16 protein-coding genes are annotated in these 17,003 nt (G+C 73.5%); 9 read left to right on the top strand and 7 right to left on the bottom strand.

The window, feature by feature from the left end; all coding sequences use genetic code 11:
* Positions 1-85: 85 nt before the first annotated feature.
* Positions 86-361 carry a hypothetical protein gene (locus ACIBPB_RS26985; protein WP_396842236.1) on the bottom strand — a complete coding sequence of 92 codons (276 nt, stop codon included), beginning with the start codon at positions 359-361 and terminating at the stop codon, positions 86-88.
* A 47-nt stretch (positions 362-408) separates the two neighbouring features.
* On the bottom strand, positions 409-840 hold the full coding sequence (locus tag ACIBPB_RS26990) for a hypothetical protein (protein WP_396842237.1): 432 nt from the start codon (positions 838-840) through the stop codon (positions 409-411).
* A 523-nt stretch (positions 841-1,363) separates the two neighbouring features.
* On the opposite strand from ACIBPB_RS26990, the gene ACIBPB_RS26995 reads away from it, so the two are divergent.
* From ACIBPB_RS26995 to ACIBPB_RS27010, 4 genes are read left to right on the top strand one after another with little or no spacing between them, the layout of a single operon-like run.
* Entirely contained in the window at positions 1,364-2,653 is a 1,290-nt protein-coding gene (locus tag ACIBPB_RS26995) for an ABC transporter substrate-binding protein (protein ID WP_396842238.1), read from the top strand.
* Between the two features lie 43 nt (positions 2,654-2,696).
* Positions 2,697-3,692, top strand: coding sequence for a carbohydrate ABC transporter permease (locus ACIBPB_RS27000; protein ID WP_396842239.1), 996 nt, complete (start codon positions 2,697-2,699; stop codon positions 3,690-3,692).
* A 1-nt stretch (position 3,693) separates the two neighbouring features.
* Positions 3,694-4,530: a carbohydrate ABC transporter permease gene (locus ACIBPB_RS27005; RefSeq protein ID WP_357319464.1), complete on the top strand. Its 837-nt coding sequence runs from the start codon at positions 3,694-3,696 to the stop codon at positions 4,528-4,530.
* A 9-nt stretch (positions 4,531-4,539) separates the two neighbouring features.
* A complete protein-coding gene (locus ACIBPB_RS27010) occupies positions 4,540-5,748 on the top strand; it encodes a sn-glycerol-3-phosphate ABC transporter ATP-binding protein UgpC (RefSeq protein WP_357319467.1) in 1,209 nt (402 codons plus the stop codon).
* A gap of 156 nt (positions 5,749-5,904) precedes the next feature.
* Here ACIBPB_RS27010 and ACIBPB_RS27015 read toward each other — a convergent pair whose 3' ends face one another.
* From ACIBPB_RS27015 to ACIBPB_RS27030, 4 genes are all read right to left on the bottom strand, one after another.
* Entirely contained in the window at positions 5,905-6,234 is a 330-nt protein-coding gene (locus ACIBPB_RS27015) for a nucleoside triphosphate pyrophosphohydrolase family protein (protein WP_046565873.1), read from the bottom strand.
* 365 nt (positions 6,235-6,599) lie between these two features.
* Entirely contained in the window at positions 6,600-7,703 is a 1,104-nt protein-coding gene (locus ACIBPB_RS27020) for a winged helix DNA-binding domain-containing protein (protein WP_396842240.1), read from the bottom strand.
* A gap of 214 nt (positions 7,704-7,917) precedes the next feature.
* On the bottom strand, positions 7,918-8,487 hold the full coding sequence (locus ACIBPB_RS27025; protein ID WP_396842241.1) for a YsnF/AvaK domain-containing protein: 570 nt from the start codon (positions 8,485-8,487) through the stop codon (positions 7,918-7,920).
* Between the two features lie 4 nt (positions 8,488-8,491).
* Positions 8,492-8,647, bottom strand: a complete 156-nt coding sequence (locus tag ACIBPB_RS27030; protein ID WP_396842242.1) for a hypothetical protein — start codon at positions 8,645-8,647, stop codon at positions 8,492-8,494.
* A gap of 194 nt (positions 8,648-8,841) precedes the next feature.
* On the opposite strand from ACIBPB_RS27030, the gene ACIBPB_RS27035 reads away from it, so the two are divergent.
* Entirely contained in the window at positions 8,842-9,234 is a 393-nt protein-coding gene (locus ACIBPB_RS27035) for a hypothetical protein (protein ID WP_396842243.1), read from the top strand.
* Between the two features lie 291 nt (positions 9,235-9,525).
* Positions 9,526-10,143 (top strand): NAD(P)H:quinone oxidoreductase, encoded by a 618-nt coding sequence (gene wrbA / locus ACIBPB_RS27040; RefSeq protein WP_357319485.1) that lies wholly within the window; start codon positions 9,526-9,528, stop codon positions 10,141-10,143.
* A gap of 69 nt (positions 10,144-10,212) precedes the next feature.
* On the opposite strand, the gene ACIBPB_RS27045 is transcribed toward wrbA, so the two are convergent.
* On the bottom strand, positions 10,213-12,159 hold the full coding sequence (locus ACIBPB_RS27045) for an anthranilate synthase family protein (protein ID WP_396842244.1): 1,947 nt from the start codon (positions 12,157-12,159) through the stop codon (positions 10,213-10,215).
* Positions 12,160-12,420: 261 nt separating this feature from the next.
* On the opposite strand from ACIBPB_RS27045, the gene ACIBPB_RS27050 reads away from it, so the two are divergent.
* The 3 genes from ACIBPB_RS27050 (at position 12,421) to ACIBPB_RS27060 (ending at position 16,944) form a co-directional block, all read left to right on the top strand.
* Positions 12,421-13,821, top strand: a complete 1,401-nt coding sequence (locus ACIBPB_RS27050) for an FGGY family carbohydrate kinase (protein WP_396842245.1) — start codon at positions 12,421-12,423, stop codon at positions 13,819-13,821.
* A 217-nt stretch (positions 13,822-14,038) separates the two neighbouring features.
* Entirely contained in the window at positions 14,039-16,525 is a 2,487-nt protein-coding gene (locus tag ACIBPB_RS27055; protein ID WP_396842246.1) for a nitrate- and nitrite sensing domain-containing protein, read from the top strand.
* Between the two features lie 5 nt (positions 16,526-16,530).
* Positions 16,531-16,944 (top strand): roadblock/LC7 domain-containing protein, encoded by a 414-nt coding sequence (locus tag ACIBPB_RS27060; RefSeq protein ID WP_349881147.1) that lies wholly within the window; start codon positions 16,531-16,533, stop codon positions 16,942-16,944.
* The last annotated feature ends 59 nt before the right edge of the window (positions 16,945-17,003 follow it).

Here is a 17,003-nt window from a genome sequence, read left to right on the forward strand (position 1 = left end):
GCTCAGGCCGCCGGTACCGGACGCGGTGCCGGCGGCCACACTGCTCACCGCCGGCGATCGACGCGGAGGGCGCGGCACGCCTGTCTCAGGAGATCTCGCCCCGGACGATCGCCACGGCCACCCGGCAGAACTCGTCCATGTCGGGGTTGAACCCCGCGGCGATGTCCGGGTGCAGGCCGGCGCGGGTCTCGTCGAGCAGCCGACGGCACACCTCCTCGACCGGCTCGTCCGCGTAGTCGGCGCGGATCCGATCGGCGGCCGCCTGCAAAGCCGAGGTCAGCTGATCCTCCAGCGGGCCGCGCAGCTTCTGCTGCACCGGATCCAGCCCTCTCGGATCGAGCGTGACATGTGGCTCCGACATCGGCGCTCCCTTCATCGGCGTCCGCGATACCCCACCGCGGCCGTCGGTCAAACCGCCGTCGGCACGGCGGCCACCCGGACCTGGTACGAGAAGTCCTCGGCCGGCTCCTCGGCGTACGCCAGCCGGCGGATCTGCCGGTCGTCGCCGTAGAGGGCGACGTCGACCAGCACCCCGAGATGGGCCAGGCCGATGTTCGCCACCCGCTTCTTGTCCTGGAGCACCGCGCAGACCCCGCCCAGCAGCGTGCTGGCGTCGGAGGTGCGGTGCCCGGGCGGACAGCGCAGGGTCACGTCCACCTCGACCGGACCGGCGAGCGGGGTCCAGCCGGTGCGCTGGGCCGCCGTACAGGCGGCCTGGAGCAGGGCACGGACCCTCGTCGCCTGCCGGTGCCCGGCGGCGAAGAGGGACAGGGCCTCGGTCTTGACCGGGGGCAGGCCGCTCACCTCGAACGTCAGGGCGAGAGCGCGGGTGTCCTGCACGACGGCACCTCCTCGTTGGGCTGATCCTGCCCAACCGGTGGGACCGCAGAGGGATGTTCGCGCGAGAACCAACCGATCGGGCGGGCTGGGGTCGGCCGGAGGCGTATCGACTTCGACGGCGACGCGCTGGCTGCGGAGCAGACCTGACGCTAACCCACCGGGGCGCACGCTGGGTAGCCTCACCGTCCACAGCCTGGGACGTGCGCCGGCCGCCCGGCCCGCCCGGCCCGCGCGGCACCGGGTGCCCGGCCGCCGGGCCCCCCGACGCCCGGCCGACCCTGCTCCGCTCGGCCCCGCCCCGGCCTCGGCCGGTCCGTCGCGCGTGTGCGCCGTCCCACCAGGTGACCTGTGGTGTCCGTCCCGTGACCGCCACGTTTCACGACGTCGCAGGTCGGGCACTGTCCAGCGCACGAAACGCCCGGGGCGCGGGCGAAACGGTGCGTGGCCGGTGTCCCGACCGTCTCGCCGTGCGCCGGGGCACGGGTGACCTCCCCGGCTCTTCGCCAACGGAAGGGGGAGGGCGATGACGACAGACCCCGACAGGGCCGCGCGACGGCGGCGACCGGCACGGCGTGCGGCGGCGGCAGCCGCCGCACTGGCGTTGACGGCGCCGCTGGCCGCCTGCGGCTCCGGCGGTGACGGCGGCCCGCCGACGATCAACCTGTACTACCCGCCGGAGCAGAACCTGCAGAAGGTGGTCGACGACTGCAACGCCCGCGCCGACGGGCGCTACCGGATCGTCTACCGGGTGCTGCCCCGGCAGGCCGACGAGCAGCGGGTGCAGATGGTGCGCCGGCTCGCCGCGCAGGACAGCGGCATGGACGTGCTCGGCCTCGACATCACCTGGACCCAGGAGTTCGCCAGCGCCGACTGGATCCGGGAGTGGACCGGCCAGGACAAGGCGGAGGTGGAGCAGGGCACCCTCGCCGGCCCGCTGGACACCGCCCGCTACGAGGGCAAGCTGTACGCGGCGCCGAAGAACACCAACGTCCAGCTCCTCTGGTACCGCACCGACCTGGTGCCGGAGCCGCCGAAGACGTGGGACGAGATGATCAGCGCGGCCCAGCAGCTCAAGCAGCAGGGCAAGCCGTACCAGGTGCTCACCATGGGCGCCCAGTACGAGGGTCTGGTCGTCCTCTACAACACCCTCGCGGAGAGCGCCGGCGGCAAGATCCTCAGCGACGACGGCAAGCGGGCCGTGATGGACGCCGGCACCGTGCGGGCGCTCGACCAGCTGAAGAAGTTCGCCACGTCGGGCGTGACGTCGCCGTCGTTCACCAACGCCACCGAGGACCCGGTCCGGCTGGAGTTCCAGTCCGGCACGGGCGCCTTCCAGGTCAACTGGCCGTTCGTGTATCCGGCCATGCAGGAGGCGAACCCGGAGCTGGCGCAGAAGGTGAAGTGGGCCCGGGTGCCGGGCGTCGACGCGGACACCCCGAGCAAGGTCACCATCGGCGGGGTCAACCTGGCGGTCAGCACCTACTCGAAGCACCCGGGGGAGTCCTTCGAGGCCGCGAAGTGCATCCGCGACGCCGAGCACCAGAAGTTCTCCGCCGTCAACGACGGCGTCCCGCCGACCATCGAGCGGGTCTACGACGACCCGGAGATGGACAAGGCGTACCCGATGAAGGACACCATCCTGGAGGAGCTCAAGGAGCCGGCGGTCCGGCCGCTGACCCCCGCGTACCAGAGCATCTCCACGGTGATGTCGGCGATCCTGTCGCCGCCGTCCGGCATCCGGCCCGAGCAGACCGCGGACGAGCTGCGCTCGGCGATCGCCGACGCCCTCGAGTCGAAGGGGGTCCTGCCGTGACCACCCGTCACCGCTTCGCCGACGACCGTCCGGAGGTGACCGCATGAGCATCAACGCCACACCCGCCGGCGCGGACGTCGCGGCCGAGGCCGAACGCCCCACCGGCCGGCACGCCGCGGTGCCCGGCCAGCGCGCCGGACGCCGGCCCAGGCCGCCGCTGAGCGAGAACAAGCGGGCCGAGCGACGCCTCGGCTGGCTGCTCTGCGCGCCCGCCGCCCTGGTCATGGTGCTGGTCACCGCGTACCCGATCCTCTACTCGGTCTGGCTGTCCCTGCAGCGCTTCGACCTGCGCTTCCCGGACGAGCGCGAGTTCGTCGGGCTGGACAACTACGTGACCGTGCTGACCAACCAGTTCTGGTGGACCGCGTTCGGGGTGACCGCCCTGATCACCGTGGTCACCGTCGTGGTCGAGCTGGTGCTCGGCATGGCGCTGGCCCTGATCATGCACCGGACCCTGATCGGCCGGGGCATCGTCCGCACCGCGGCGCTGATCCCGTACGGCATCGTCACGGTGGTGGCCGCGTTCTCCTGGCGGTACGCCTGGACGCCCGGCACCGGTTACCTGGCCAACCTCCTCGACGGCAGCGCCCCGCTCACCGAGCGGGCCAGCTCGCTGGCGATCATCATGCTGGCCGAGATCTGGAAGACCACCCCGTTCATGGCGCTGCTGCTGATGGCCGGGCTGGCGCTGGTGCCCGAGGACCTGCTCAAGGCGGCCTCCACCGACGGCGCGACCGGGTGGCAGCGGTTCACCAAGGTGATGCTGCCGGTGATGAAGCCGGCCATCCTGGTCGCCCTGCTCTTCCGCACCCTGGACGCGTTCCGGGTCTTCGACAACATCTTCGTGCTCACCTCAGGCGCCAACGAGACCTCGTCGGTGTCGATGCTCGCCTACAACAACCTGATCCGGGGCTTGAACCTCGGCATCGGCTCCACGATGTCGGTGCTGATCTTCCTCACCGTGGCGATCATCGCGTTCGTGTTCGTGAAGCTGTTCGGCACCGCTGCCCCGGGCAGCGACGACGGGGAGAGGCGCTGACATGGCAGTGGAAACCACCACCCGGGCGAAGGTGCGCTGGGGCCTGCTGGACGTCGTGGTCGTCGTCTTCGCGCTGGTCCCCGTGCTCTGGATCGCCTCGCTGTCGTTCAAGACCTCGGCCACGCTCACCGACGGCAAGTTCTGGCCGCGGGAGTGGACCCTGGACAACTACCGGACCATCTTCGACACCGACCAGTTCGTCCGGGCCCTGATCAACTCGATCGGCATCGCGCTGATCGCCACCGCCATCGCGGTGGTGCTCGGGACGATGGCCGCGTACGCGATCTCCCGGCTGGACTTCCCCGGCAAGAAGGTGCTGGTCGGCGTCTCGCTGCTGATCGCGATGTTCCCGCAGGTGTCGCTGGTGTCGCCGCTGTTCGAGATCGAACGGCAGCTCGGCATCTTCGACACCTGGCCGGGGCTGATCCTGCCGTACATCACGTTCGCGCTGCCGCTGGCGATCTACACGCTGTCGGCGTTCTTCAAGCAGATCCCGTGGGACCTGGAGAAGGCGGCGAAGATGGACGGCGCCACCCAGGGCCAGGCGTTCCGGCGGGTGATCGCGCCGCTGGCCGCGCCCGGCGTGTTCACCACGGCCATCCTGGTCTTCATCTTCTGCTGGAACGACTTCCTGTTCGCGATCACGCTCACCTCGACCGAGCGGTCCCGCACGGTGCCGGTGGCGCTGCAGTTCTTCACCGGTGAGTCGCAGTTCGAGGACCCGACCGGGGCGATCTGCGCCGCCGCCGTGGTGATCACCGTGCCGATCATCCTGTTCGTGCTCTTCTTCCAGCGCCGCATCGTCTCCGGCCTGACCTCCGGCGCAGTCAAGGGATAGGTGGTAGCAGTGGCTGACATCGTGCTGGACAAGGTGAGCAAGCGGTTCCCGGACGGGACCACCGCGGTGCGGGACGTCGACCTGGAGATCGCCGACGGCGAGTTCGTGATCCTGGTCGGCCCGTCGGGCTGCGGAAAGTCCACCACCCTGAACATGATCGCCGGGTTGGAGGACATCAGCTCCGGTGAGCTGCGCATCGGCGGCGAGCGGGTGAACGACAAGGCGCCCCGGGAGCGGGACATCGCCATGGTCTTCCAGTCGTACGCGCTCTACCCGAACATGACCGTGCGGGAGAACATGGCGTTCCCCCTGCGGCTGGCGAAGCTGGACAAGGAGACCATCAACCAGAAGGTCGACGAGGCGGCGAAGGTGCTGGAGCTGACCGCGCTGCTGGACCGCAAGCCGGCCAACCTCTCCGGTGGGCAGCGGCAGCGGGTGGCGATGGGCCGGGCGATCGTCCGCCAGCCCAAGGCGTTCCTGATGGACGAGCCGCTGTCCAACCTGGACGCCAAGCTGCGGGTGCAGATGCGTACCGTGGTGTCCCGGCTGCAGAAGCAGCTCGGCACCACCACCGTCTACGTCACCCACGACCAGACCGAGGCGATGACCCTCGGCGACCGGGTGGTGATCATGCGGGGCGGCGCGGTGCAGCAGGTCGGCCCGCCGCAGGAGCTCTACGACCACCCGCGCAACCTGTTCGTGGCCGGGTTCATCGGCTCGCCGTCGATGAACTTCCTGCACGCCGCGGTCGCGGACGGCCGGCTGCGGACCGCGCTCGGCGACGTGCCGATCGGGGACCGGATCCGCCGCCAGCTCGAAGGGGCCGACGCGCCCCGGGAGCTGATCCTCGGCATCCGACCCGAGCACTTCGAGGACGCCGAGCTGCTGGACGAGGAGACCCGCCGGCGGGGCATGGAGTTCGACGCTCCCGTCGAGATCGTCGAGTCGATGGGCTCCGACAAGTACGTCTACTTCACCGTCGAGGGCGAGCGGGCCACCGCCGCCGAGTTGGAGGAGTTGGCCGCCGACGCCGGCGCGGCCGACTTCAGCGGCGCGGGGTCGAACCTGGTCACCCGGCTCTCCGCCGAGTCGCCGGTACGCGAGGGCGAACAACGCCGGGTCTGGTTCAACCTGGAGAAGATCCACCTGTTCGACCCGGCCACCGGCCGGAACCTCACCCTGCACGAGGGCCGGGCGGCAGGCGCGCTGGCCGACTGACCGCAAACGCGAGGCCAAGGGCCGGGGGCGAAGTCAACCCCCGGCCCACGGCTTCTAATCCCGGCTCTCGGCTCCCGAGCCCCGGCTCTCGACTATTGCGCCGCTCCTCCGCTTCTGGCCCGGTCCTCGGTGGCTTGCCCTCGGACGTCAGGCCGGTCAGCGGTTGTCGCCGCTGCCACCCAGCACGCCCCGGCTCTGGCGGCTGGCGACCTTGGCCAGGTTGGCCGTCGCGATGTCGTCCAGCGACAGGTCGAGATAGTCCGCGAGCACCGCCAGGTACCAGAGCACGTCACCGAGTTCCTTCGCGATGTCGGCCCGGTCGATCCGCGACTCGTCGCTGTCGTGGTCGCGGACCCACTTCTTGAACTTCTCGGCGATCTCACCGGACTCGCCGACCAGCCCGAGCACCAGGTGGAGCAGCTCGTTCGCCCGGTCGCGTGGAGCGGCGGTACGCAGGGCACCACGCTGATAGTCATTCAGATCCACGGCGGACCAGTATGTCCGACCCCGCTCACTCGACCGCCGCGCCCCGCCACGACGGCAGGACGGCCGCACCCCTCACCCGGTTCGGTATGCGCTGACGGCTACCGAATGTAGTCGCGCCCATCGCTCGACGGGCGGGTGGTCCGGTGCCTTTGCTCGGCAGCCACCGGCGCAGCGTTCGACGGAGCGTGAGTGCTGCGTCCGTGGCTGCAGAGCAAAGGCGGCAACAGGTCGGGCGCCGGTCCGGTGGCGCGGGCAGGAAACACCAGGTCAATGGCGTGCGGGCGAAGATTGCGGCAAAAGCCTGCCCCAATCACTGGTGATGCTCAGTGATATACCGGCCCGGGGCGGGGCCGGACCGGCTGTGGTCACCAAGAGTGACGGAGTGGTAGGCCCAGGTAGTCGGCGTAGCCGGCCAGGGCGGACTCCACCCGGGACCGCAGGGCCGCGTCGAACGGGGTCAACTGCTGGACGGTGACCGTGACGGCGCGCTTCCCGATCGTCCGCTTCCAGATGCCCACCACCCGGCCGCCGCGTACCACGGTCGACTGGAAGATCCCGTTGTTGCCGGGGACCACGGCGTTGGCGTGCGCCGGGTCGAGCATCAGCGAGCGGTCCCGGAAGCCGAGCAGGTATTCGTCGAAGCCGGGCAGCGTGTGCACGTCGTCGACCGGCTCACGGGGGGCGTCCAGCAGCGCGGCGTCGACCACCGCCGCCACGCCGTCGACCTCGACCGGGGCCAGCGCGTCGCCGGCCACCGCGAGGCCACGGCGGGCGTCGGTGACGGTCAGCCCGGTCCACCGGGCGAGGTCGTGCGCGGTGACCGGGCCGTGGCTGCGCACGTAGCGCCGCGCCAGGATGCCGAGCGCCTCGTCGCGCTCCGGCCGGCGCGGCTCGGGCACCCACTCGTCCAGCAGGGCGAACGTCTGCTCCTTGCCCACCTGGGGAGCGATGCAGGTGACGCCGCGCTGGCTCGCGTACCAGAGCAGGTGATAACCCCGCTGGCCGGCGGTGTCCAGGCCGGCGGCGCGGAGCGTGTCCAGGCACTCAGCACGGGTCAGCCGGCCCCCGCCGGCCAGGGCGGCGCCGAGCACGTCGGCGGCCCGGTCGGCGTCCGCCGCGGTGAGGCCGAGCTGGGCCTGCCGGGTGGCGGCCGAGGCCAGCATCCGCACCCCGGTCACCGCGAGCATCCAATGGGCGTCGCGGGACGGCACCAGGTGGACGGTGCCGCGCATCGGCCAGGTCCGGAGCGCCTCGCGCCGCTCCAGCGCCGTGCGCACATCCGCCTGGGTGCGACCCGGCAGGCGTACGCCGAGCGACCACTCGCCGCTCGCCACGTCCTGGGCCTGCATGGCGCCGAACCACTCGACCACCTCGGCCACCCCACTCGGACGCGCCGCCGGGTGCGGGCGAAGCAGCAGGCTGGTCATCCGCAGCGCCAGCGCCTCGGCGCCGGTGAGGCGTACGGTCACGGGCGGCCCTTCGTCGGCGGTGGACGGTCAGCATAGATCGCCGGTACGACGGTGCCACCCGCCGCCGACCGGGCCCCGCCCACCCATCCGAGGACGGCCGGGCGGGCAGGCCTGGCCCACCCATCCCCCGCCGACCGCCCGGGCGGGCCCGGCCCAGCTATCCGACGACGGCCGGGCGGGCGGGCCTGGCCCGCCCGCCCGGGACGCACGTCGGTCAGCGGTTCCGGCGGGCCCGTTCCGGCACGTCGGCGTCCACCAGTTCCCGGCGGACCTGCGCGTTGACCGGCTGCTCCTCGACGACCTCGTCCTTGGTCAGCCGGACCCGCTCGACCGGGACCTGCTCCTTGCCGACCACCGGACGCTCGGCGCGCAGCTCCATCTCGCGCTGCTCCTCGCCGATCTCCGCGCGGGCGGCACTCCGGTCGGCCTCGCTGACCGGCTCGTGCACCACGGTCACCTCGTCGTGCTCGACCGGAACACTCGTCTGCACGTTCTCGGTCACCACCCGCTTGTTCAGGCGGGCCGTGCCGGCCGGCTCGCTCTCGGTGCCGACCCGCAGCCGCTCCTCGGACCGGGTCACCTCCGGCGCGCCGGGGATCCGCTGCGGCGGCCGCTCGGCCTGCTCCCCGAGCTGGTAGTGCTGGTACAGCTGGGTGAGCTGATCCACGCTGAGCGGCTGGTCGGTGCCGGTCTCGACGGCCGGGGCGCTGCGGACGGTCGCCTTGTCGTACGGCACCTGGAGCGGGCCGTCCGGCTGCATCCGGGCCGCCTGGAGCGGAGCCATCTGCTCACGGTGGCCCATCACCCCGGTCTTCACGCTGACCCAGGTCGCCTCCCCCGGCGGCGTCGGCCCAAACCTGGCCCACACTGCCGATCTTGGCGCCCGAGCGGTCCTGGACATCCTGCCCGTACAGCGAACGCACCTGCTGCTCGGTCAGTCGCATGGTTCGTCCTTCCTCTCGTGGGTCACGGCGTGAGTCCCCGGCGGTGCGCCTGGCATTCCGCGAAACCGGGACGAATAGGAGGAGCAGTGGCGGCAGTGCCGGAAATGCCCGTCGACGCGACGCATGAAGGCCGCCGGAGCGGGGATGCGCCGCCGGAGATCGGTGCGAGGAACGCGAGGAACGCGAGGTGTGTGATGACAGCGTCCAGTGAACCGGCGCCGGGTGCCGGCCGAGGCGCCGCCGCCCGGCCAGCGGCCGGACCCACCCAGGCGAAGACCAGCGCCGCGGCGACGTTCGCGCTCGTGTTCGGGGTGGCGGCCCTGCTCAGCGTGCTCACCGCGATCCTGGCCTCGGTCGGGCTGCTGCTCGGGATCATCGGCGTCATCCTGGGCATCGTCGGGCTGCGGATGAGCCGGCGCCCGGGCGTCACCGGGCGGGGCGTGGCGATCGGCGGCCTGGTGCTCAGCGTGCTGGCGGTGCTGCTCGGGCTCGCCCTCGCCGCCGGCATCAGCACGTTCATCAACAACCAGCAGGCGGTGGACCGGCTGGAGAAGCGGGTGAGCGACCTGCGGGACAAGCTCGACTGAGCGTCGCTGGGGGAGAGAGCCCCTGATCGCGCTACGCCAGCCGCATTGCCGGCGGAGCGCGATCCCCCGTTCAGGTGCCCCGGTGCAGGGGCGGCGGCTGTGCCGGCACCGGTGCGAACAGGATCCCCGGTGCCGGCGACCCAGGCGGCGCTTCCCTCCGGAACTTGCGCAAATCTTGAGCCCCGACAAGTGATTGACAGCGGTGCGCGGCCGGCCTCCGTACCGGCCCGTTTGGTCGGGTCCGCAACGGGTAGCCGTCGGCGCTGACCGACACCGAGGAGGACACGTCTGATGGATGGCCAGGTCAAGGCCGCGGTGATCTACTACAGCGCGACCGGAATCACGTATCAGATGGCGCAGGCGGCGGTCGAGGCCGCCGGTGAGGCCGGGGCCGAGGTGCGCCTGCGCAAGGTCCGCGAGCTGGCGCCCGACGAGGCGATCCGCTCCAACTCGGGATGGCAGGCGCACCGCCTGGAGACGCAGGACGTGATGGAGGCCCAGCCGGACGACCTGTCCTGGGCCGACGTGGTGATCATGGGGTCGCCCACCCGGTACGGGATGGTCGCGGCGCAGCTCAAGCAGTTCATCGACACCACCGGCCCGCTCTGGGCCCAGGGCGCGCTGGCCAACAAGGTCTACAGCGGCTTCACCTCGACGGCGACCTCGCACGGCGGCCAGGAGGCCACCCTGCTCTCGCTGTTCACGATCTTCTACCACTGGGGCGGCATCGTGGTGACCCCCGGCTACACCGACCCCAGCCAGTTCGTCGCCGGCAACCCGTACGGCGCCTCGCACACCAGCAACAACGGCGAGATCGCCCCGGACCACCTGGCCCTCGGCGCCACCGCGCTCACGGCCAAGCGGGCGGTGCAGATGGGCGCCGCGCTGAAGCGGGGCCTGGCCGGCTGAGCGTGACCTGGCGACCGGTGGCCGGACGGGGGCTCTCGAACCCGCCCGAACCACCGGTCACCGCATGCCCTACCCGCGATCGTCCGATCCATGCCCGGTGAGCGCCGGTCGGGCGAGAAGATGGCCGAGCAGCTCCGCCAGCACCGCCATCCCGTCCCGGCTGAGCACCGACTCCGGGTGGAACTGCACGCCCGCGAAGCCGGACCCGCGCAACGCGTGCACCGACCCGTCCACCGGGTCGCGGGACAGCTCCACCGGCCCGTACGGGCCGACCAGCCGGTCCACCCCGGCGCGGGCCGTGAAGCTGGAGTAGAAGCCGACCCGGCGAGGCGTGCCGAAGAGCGTCACCTCCCGCTGCAACCCCTGGTAGGGCGCGTCCCGGCGGTCCAGCGGCAAGCCGAGCAGGCCGGCGAGCAGCTGGTGGCCCAGGCAGACCGCGAGGGTCGGTCGGGCCGCCGCCAGCAAGTCGGTCAGCAGCCCGCGCAGCGTCGCCATCTTCGGGTCGGCCAGGTCGTTCGGGTCGCCCGGGCCGGGGCCGACCACTACGAGGTCGTACCCGTCGACCGGGCCGGGACGGTGCCAGTCGCGGCGCCGCACGGTCAGCCCGAGCGCGCCGAGCTGGTGGGCGAGCATCCCGGTGAAGGTGTCCTCACCGTCCACGATCAGCGCCCGGCGGCCGGCCAGCCCCGGCAGCGCGGTCGCGCCCGGGGTGCGCTGGTCCAGCCAGAACCGGGCCAGCGGCGCGTTGCGGGCGGCCAGCGCGGCGCGTACCCGCGGATCCTCGGCCAGCGGCGGGGCCGGCGCCCGGCGCGGCGCGGCCGGGTCGGTGCCCCGGTCGCCCGCCGGGGCCTGCGGGCCGAGCCCGAACGCGGCCAGCACACCCGCCGCCTTCGCGTGCGTCTCGGCCACCTCGCCGGCGGCGGTGGAGTGCCGGACCAGGGTGGCCCCGACCGGGACCCGCAGCTCACCGGCGGGGGAGAGCTCGGCGGTGCGGATCAGGATCGGCGCGTCCAGGGTCTGCCGGCCCTCGGCGTCCCGGCCGAGCAGGGCGAGCACCCCGGCGTAGTAGCGGCGGCCGGTCCGCTCGTGCCGGGCGATCACCCGGCAGGCGTTCTCCATCGGGCTGCCGGTCACGGTCGGGGCGAACATGGTTTCCCGCAGCACCTCCCGCACGTCGCGGGAGCCGCGGCCGGCGAGCAGGTACTCGGTGTGCGCCAGGTGGGCCATCTCCTTCAGGTACGGCCCGACCACCTGGCCGCCGTGCTCGGCGACGGTCGCCATCATCTTCAGCTCCTCGTCGAGCACCATGTACAGCTCCTCGACCTCCTTGTCGTCGTGGAGGAAGTCGAGCAGGGCCGCCCGGTCCGCTTCCGCGCCGGTGTGCCGGAAGGTGCCGCTGATCGGGTTCATCATCACCAGGCCGTCGTCCACGCTGACGTGCCGTTCCGGGCTCGCCCCGACCAGCGTCCGGGTGCCCGTGTGCACCACGAAGGTCCAGTACGCCCCGCGCTCGCCGAGCAGCAGCCGGCGCAGCGCGGCCAGGGCCGCCACCAGCGGCTCGCCGGCCACGGTGGCCCGCAGCGTGCGGTGGATGACGAAGTTGGCGCCCGCGCCCCCGCCGATCTCCTCGGCCAGCACCCGGCCGACGACCTCGGCGTACTCGGCGTCGGAGATGTCGAACGCGGCGTCGCGGGTCACCACCGGCAGGTCCGGCAGCGCGGCCACCACCTCGCCGAGCGGGATCCGCCGGTGCTGGGTGACCGACAGGTACTCCATCGGCGTGCCGTCGTCGACGCAGGCGAAACCCCGCTCGGCGACCTGTCGGAACGGGACCAGGGCCAGCGTGCGCGGCCCCGGTCCGCCCTCGGGCAGGGGCAGCTCGGCGAGCCGGTCGGCGGTGCGTACCGGGCCGGTGAACAGGTCGACGTGGTCGGCGCCTTCGCGGCGGACGAGGGCGAACGGGCCGGGGTCGCGGCCGGCGGCGACGGCGGCGAGCGGGTCGTGCGGGCGGGTCATCGGGTCTCCTCGGTGGGCCGGAGGCCGCCGGTGGGGGCGACCCGGTGCACCGGGATGGACCGGCGGCCGCCTCGTCGGGCGGCCGCGTGGGGAAGCTACGCGCGGGGGTGGGCCGCCGGGTCGGCGGGCCACCAGCAGGACAGGTGCGCGGGCATGACGATCACTGTACGCGAGCCGACCGTGCCGGGGAACCCGATCGACGTGCCCGGGGCGCGCGGATCTTGGCTTCGCCGCCCGTCCCGGCGGGTAGGTTGACCGGCGATGGACATTCTCGCGGTGGATCTGGGCACCTCATCGGTACGGGGACTCGTGCTCGACGCGGGCTGCGCCCCGCGCCCCGGCGCGCTCGCCCGCCGCAAGGTGCACCTGACCACCGGCGAGGACGGCACCGGCACCCTGGACGGGCCTGGCTACCTGGCCAGCCTCTTCGAGTGCCTGGACGAGCTGGCCGCCGGCGGGCACCTGCACGACGTCGGGCTGGTCGCGCTTTCCGCGCAGTGGCACTCGGTGCTGCCGCTGGGCGTCGACGGCGCCCCGCTGGGCCCGGTGCTGACCTGGTTGGACACCCGCCCCACGCCGGCCGACGGGCCCGGGCCGGCCGATGCCGAGGCGTTCCACCAGCGCACCGGCACCTGGTGGCACCGCTGCTACTGGACGGTCCGGCTGCCCTGGCTGCGACAGCAGTGCGGATCCCGGGTGGACCGGTTCGTGGGGCTGGTCGAGTACATCCTCGGCGCGCTGCTCGACGAGGCGCCGATGTCCATGTCGATGGCCTCCGGCACCGGGCTGCTGGACCTGCGCCAGCTCGTCTGGGACGACGAGGCGACCGAGCTGGCCGGCGTACGCCCGGCGGAGCTGCCGGCGGTGGCGCCGCAGGGCTGGCACGGCCGGCTCCGCCGCGAGCATGCCCGCCGCTGGCCGGCGCTGGCCCAGGCCAACTGGTCCGCCCCGGTCGGCGACGGGGCCGCCTCCAACGTCGGCTCCGGCTGCGTCGACCCGTCCCGGGCGGCGGTCACGGTGGGCACCTCCGCCGCGGTACGTCTGCTCCAGGCGGTACCGGCCGGGGCCGAGCTGCCGCCGCTCGCCGCCGAGCTGTGGCGCTACCGGGTCGACGACGAGTACGTGGTGACCGGGGCGGCGTACTCCAGCGGAGGCAACCTGTACGCCTGGGCGCGGCGGGAGCTGCAGCTGCCCGAGGGCGCCGAGCTGGAGGTGGCGCTGGCCGGGGCGGCCCGGCGCCCGCACGTCCGGGTCAATCCGCGGTTCGGCGGCGACCGGCCGCCCGGCGTCGCGCCCGCCGGCTCGGGGAAGCTGGCCGGGCTCACCTTCGGCAGCACCGCCGTGGACATCCTCGCCGGGATGATGACCGGGCTGTGCGGGATCATCGCCGACGACCTGGCCGTGCTGGAGACGGGCGTCGCGGGCCCGACCGAGGTGGTGCTGGGTGGCGGCGCCATGGCCGGCTCCGCCTGGTGGCGCGCCGCGTTCGTCCAGGCGCTGGCCCCGCGCAGCGTGTGCTACCAGCGCAACCCGGAGGTCGGTGCGATCGGCGCGGCGCTGGTGGCCACGGGCCGGATCGCCACCGCGGCGGGCATCGACGGGATCGGCCGGACGGACGAGCCCGATCCACCGAACACCGTAGGCGGGGCCCGGCCGGGCTGACTTTCCTGGTCGCGGCGGTCGGGCAGCCGTTGACACCGTCCGGTGGCCTGGTTGGATGGAGCCCGCTCCCCGTCGCGTGGGAGTCGTGGGGACCGAGGAGGCAGGTGTGGGGGGAGGCGCCGAGCCGGCTCGTGGACCGGCCGCGTCGCGCCGGAGTCCGGCCGAGGACCGGCCGGCGGCGACCCGGCGATCCGTCTTCCGGTTGCGGGACTGGCGGATGGGCACCAAGCTCGCCACCGTGCTGGTCATCCCGTCCGTCGCCTTCCTGGTGCTGGCCGGCGTGCAGACCAGCACGCTGGTCGGGCGGGCCACGGCGCTGAGCACGTTCGCCCAGCAGGTCGGCATCGGCCGGCAGATCACCACCGCGGTGGACCGGCTCCAGCAGGAGCGGGACCGGGCCGCCGGCGAGCTGGCGGCGCTGCGCGACGCGATCGCCGCCGGCGAGCGGTTCGCGGCGGTCGCCACGCTGAAGCCGTTGCAGGCGGCGTCCGACCGGGCGATGGCCGAGCTGCGCGAGGCCGCCGAGCCGCTGGCCGGTGCCAGCGCCTCCTGGCGGGTCGCGTACTCGGAGGTGTTGGAGGCGTACGACCAGGTCGCCTACATCCGGGCGGCGATCGCGCCGGCGGTGCTCAGCAGCGACACCATCCTCAGCAACTACCACCGCGCGGTGGCGGCGCTGCTCAACCTGCTGGCCGAGCCGTCGCCCGGTGACGACCAGCGGGCGCTCACCGACGCGGTGCTGCGCTACGTGCAGCTCTCCCGGGTCAAGGAGCTCTCCTCCCGGATCCGGGCCGAGCTCTACGCGGCCGCCCGCGGCGGCCGGTACGAGGCCGACGACCAGGTGACCCTGAGCGACCTGCGCGCCCAGCAGCTCACCGCGCTGGGCGCGTTCCGGGTCGCGGCCACCACCGAGCAGGTCCGCCGCTACGACCAGACGTCGGTGGATCCGGCGTTCGTGGCGGCCACCAAGCTGGAGGAGAAGAGCCTGCCCACCGGCACCGCCGCGCCGGCGGTGCTGCCCGCGCCGCAGTGGTGGGCGGCCAGCGAGCAGCGCCAGGAGCTGCTGCGCCAGCTCGAGGGGGAGGTCCTCGGCGACGCGGTCCGCCAGGCCGACGACGCCAGCGCCGGCCAGCTGCGCGACACCCTGCTGGTGGTGGGCGGCATCGTGGCGGTGCTGCTGGTCGCCGTGCTGATCTCCCTGCTGGTGGGCCGCTCCATCGCCCGCTCGATGCGGTTGCTGCGCAGCCAGGCGCTGCGCATCGCGCAGGTCGAGCTGCCGCACACCCTGCACCGGCTGCGGGTGGTGGACCGCCCGGTGGGCGCGATCGAGGTGGCGCCGGCGGTGGTGACCTCCCGCGACGAGCTCGGCGAGCTGGCCGAGGCGTTCGTGGCGGTGCACCGCAGCGCCGTCGACGTGGCGGTGGAGCAGGCGATGATGCGCCGCAACGTCAACGCCATGTTCGTCAACCTGGCCCGGCGTAGCCAGGTGCTGGTCGAGCGGCAGCTCGAACTCCTCGACGACCTGGAGCGCGAGGAGAGCGACCCGGAGCAGTTGGAGAACCTGTTCAAGCTCGACCACCTGGCCGCCCGGATGCGGCGCAACGACGAGAGCCTGCTGGTGCTCGCCGGCAGCGAGTCCAGCCGCCGGTGGAACCGTCCGGTCGGGCTGGGGGCGGTGCTGCTCGCCGCGAGCGCCGAGATCGAGCAGTACCAGCGGGTGCGCCACGAGGCGCCGGCCGACCTGCATGTGCGCGGGCACGCCGTCGGTGACCTGGTGCACCTCTTCGCCGAGCTGCTGGAGAACGCTACCGCCTTCTCCCGCCCGGACACGATGGTCCGGGTGGCCACCCGCGCGGAGGGCGCGGGCGCGCTGGTGGAGATCACCGACCAGGGGCTCGGGATGAGCCCGTCGGCGCTGGCGGAGGCGAACGCGGTGCTGGCCGAGCCGCCGGCGGCGGACGTGGCCGCCTCCGAACGGATGGGCCTGTTCGTGGTCAGCCACCTCGGCGCCCGGCACCGCCTCGAGGTGCGGCTGCGCTCCGCCGGGGAGGGTCTGGTGGCGGCGGTCCGGATCCCCGCCGAGCTGCTGGCCCCGGCGCCGCTCGACGGCGCGGACCAGCCGGCCGCGCAGCGCATGCTGACCAGCCAGGTGGCTGCGGCGTCCGCGGCCGGCCCGTTGCGGGCCGCGACCACCGAGCTGCCGGTGGCCGGTCGCAGTCCCGCGCGCCCGCCGGCCGGGCTGCCGGCCGCCGGCCCGGCGTGGCCCCCGACCGGCGCGCGGCCGGCGCACCCGCTGCCGCTGGGGGCGCCCGCCGGGGCGGCGCCGGCCGTGCCCCGCCAGGCGCGCCCGATGCCGGTACGGGCCGAGGACGTGCTCAGCCCGGTGGCCGGGGCGGCGCGCGGCGGTGGTTGGTTCTCCCGCCAGGGACCGTCGAGCTCGGTGCTCGGTGTGACGCCGCAGCCGGCCGCGACGCCCATCACCGGTGGGACCAACGAGCGGGGCCTGCCGGTCCGGGTGCCGATGGCCCAGCTCGCCGCGGTCACCGAGAGCGGGGCGGCGAAGCAGCCGGCGGCGCGCCACGACCCGGACCCGGACGCGGTCGGCGGCATGCTCTCCCGCTACTACAGCGGGGTTCGGCGGGCCGAGGCCGAGGAGACCACCGTGATGTACCTGCCGCGCGACGAAGGGGGACGACAACAGTGACGACGTTGAGCCAGGAGGCACGTGACCTGAGCTGGCTGGTGACCGCGTTCGCCGAGCGGGTCCCCGGGGTGGCCCACGCCGTGGTGGTCTCCTCCGACGGCCTGCTGGTGGCGATCTCCGCGCACCTGCCGCGCGACCACGCGGACAAGCTCGCGGCGGTGACCTCGGGGCTGATGAGCATCACCGCCGGCGCGGCCCAGATGTTCGACGGGGACGTCGTCAAGCAGACGGTGGTCGAGATGGGCCGCGGCTACTTCCTGGTCATGCAGATCCGGGACGGGTCGATCCTGGCCACCCTGGCCGCCGCGGACGCCGACATCGGCGTGGTCGGCTACGAGATGGCCCGGCTGGCGAAGCAGGCCGGTGAGATGCTCACCCCGGCGCTGCGGGCGGAACTCCAGCAGGCGCTGCCCCGCTGAGCGGGGCGCGCCCGGCCGGCGCGGTAGCGCCCCGGCCGGGCCGCCCGCCGGTGAGGCCC

Source organism: Micromonospora sp. NPDC049836 (genome assembly GCF_044465125.1).
Lineage (GTDB): Bacteria > Actinomycetota > Actinomycetes > Mycobacteriales > Micromonosporaceae > Micromonospora.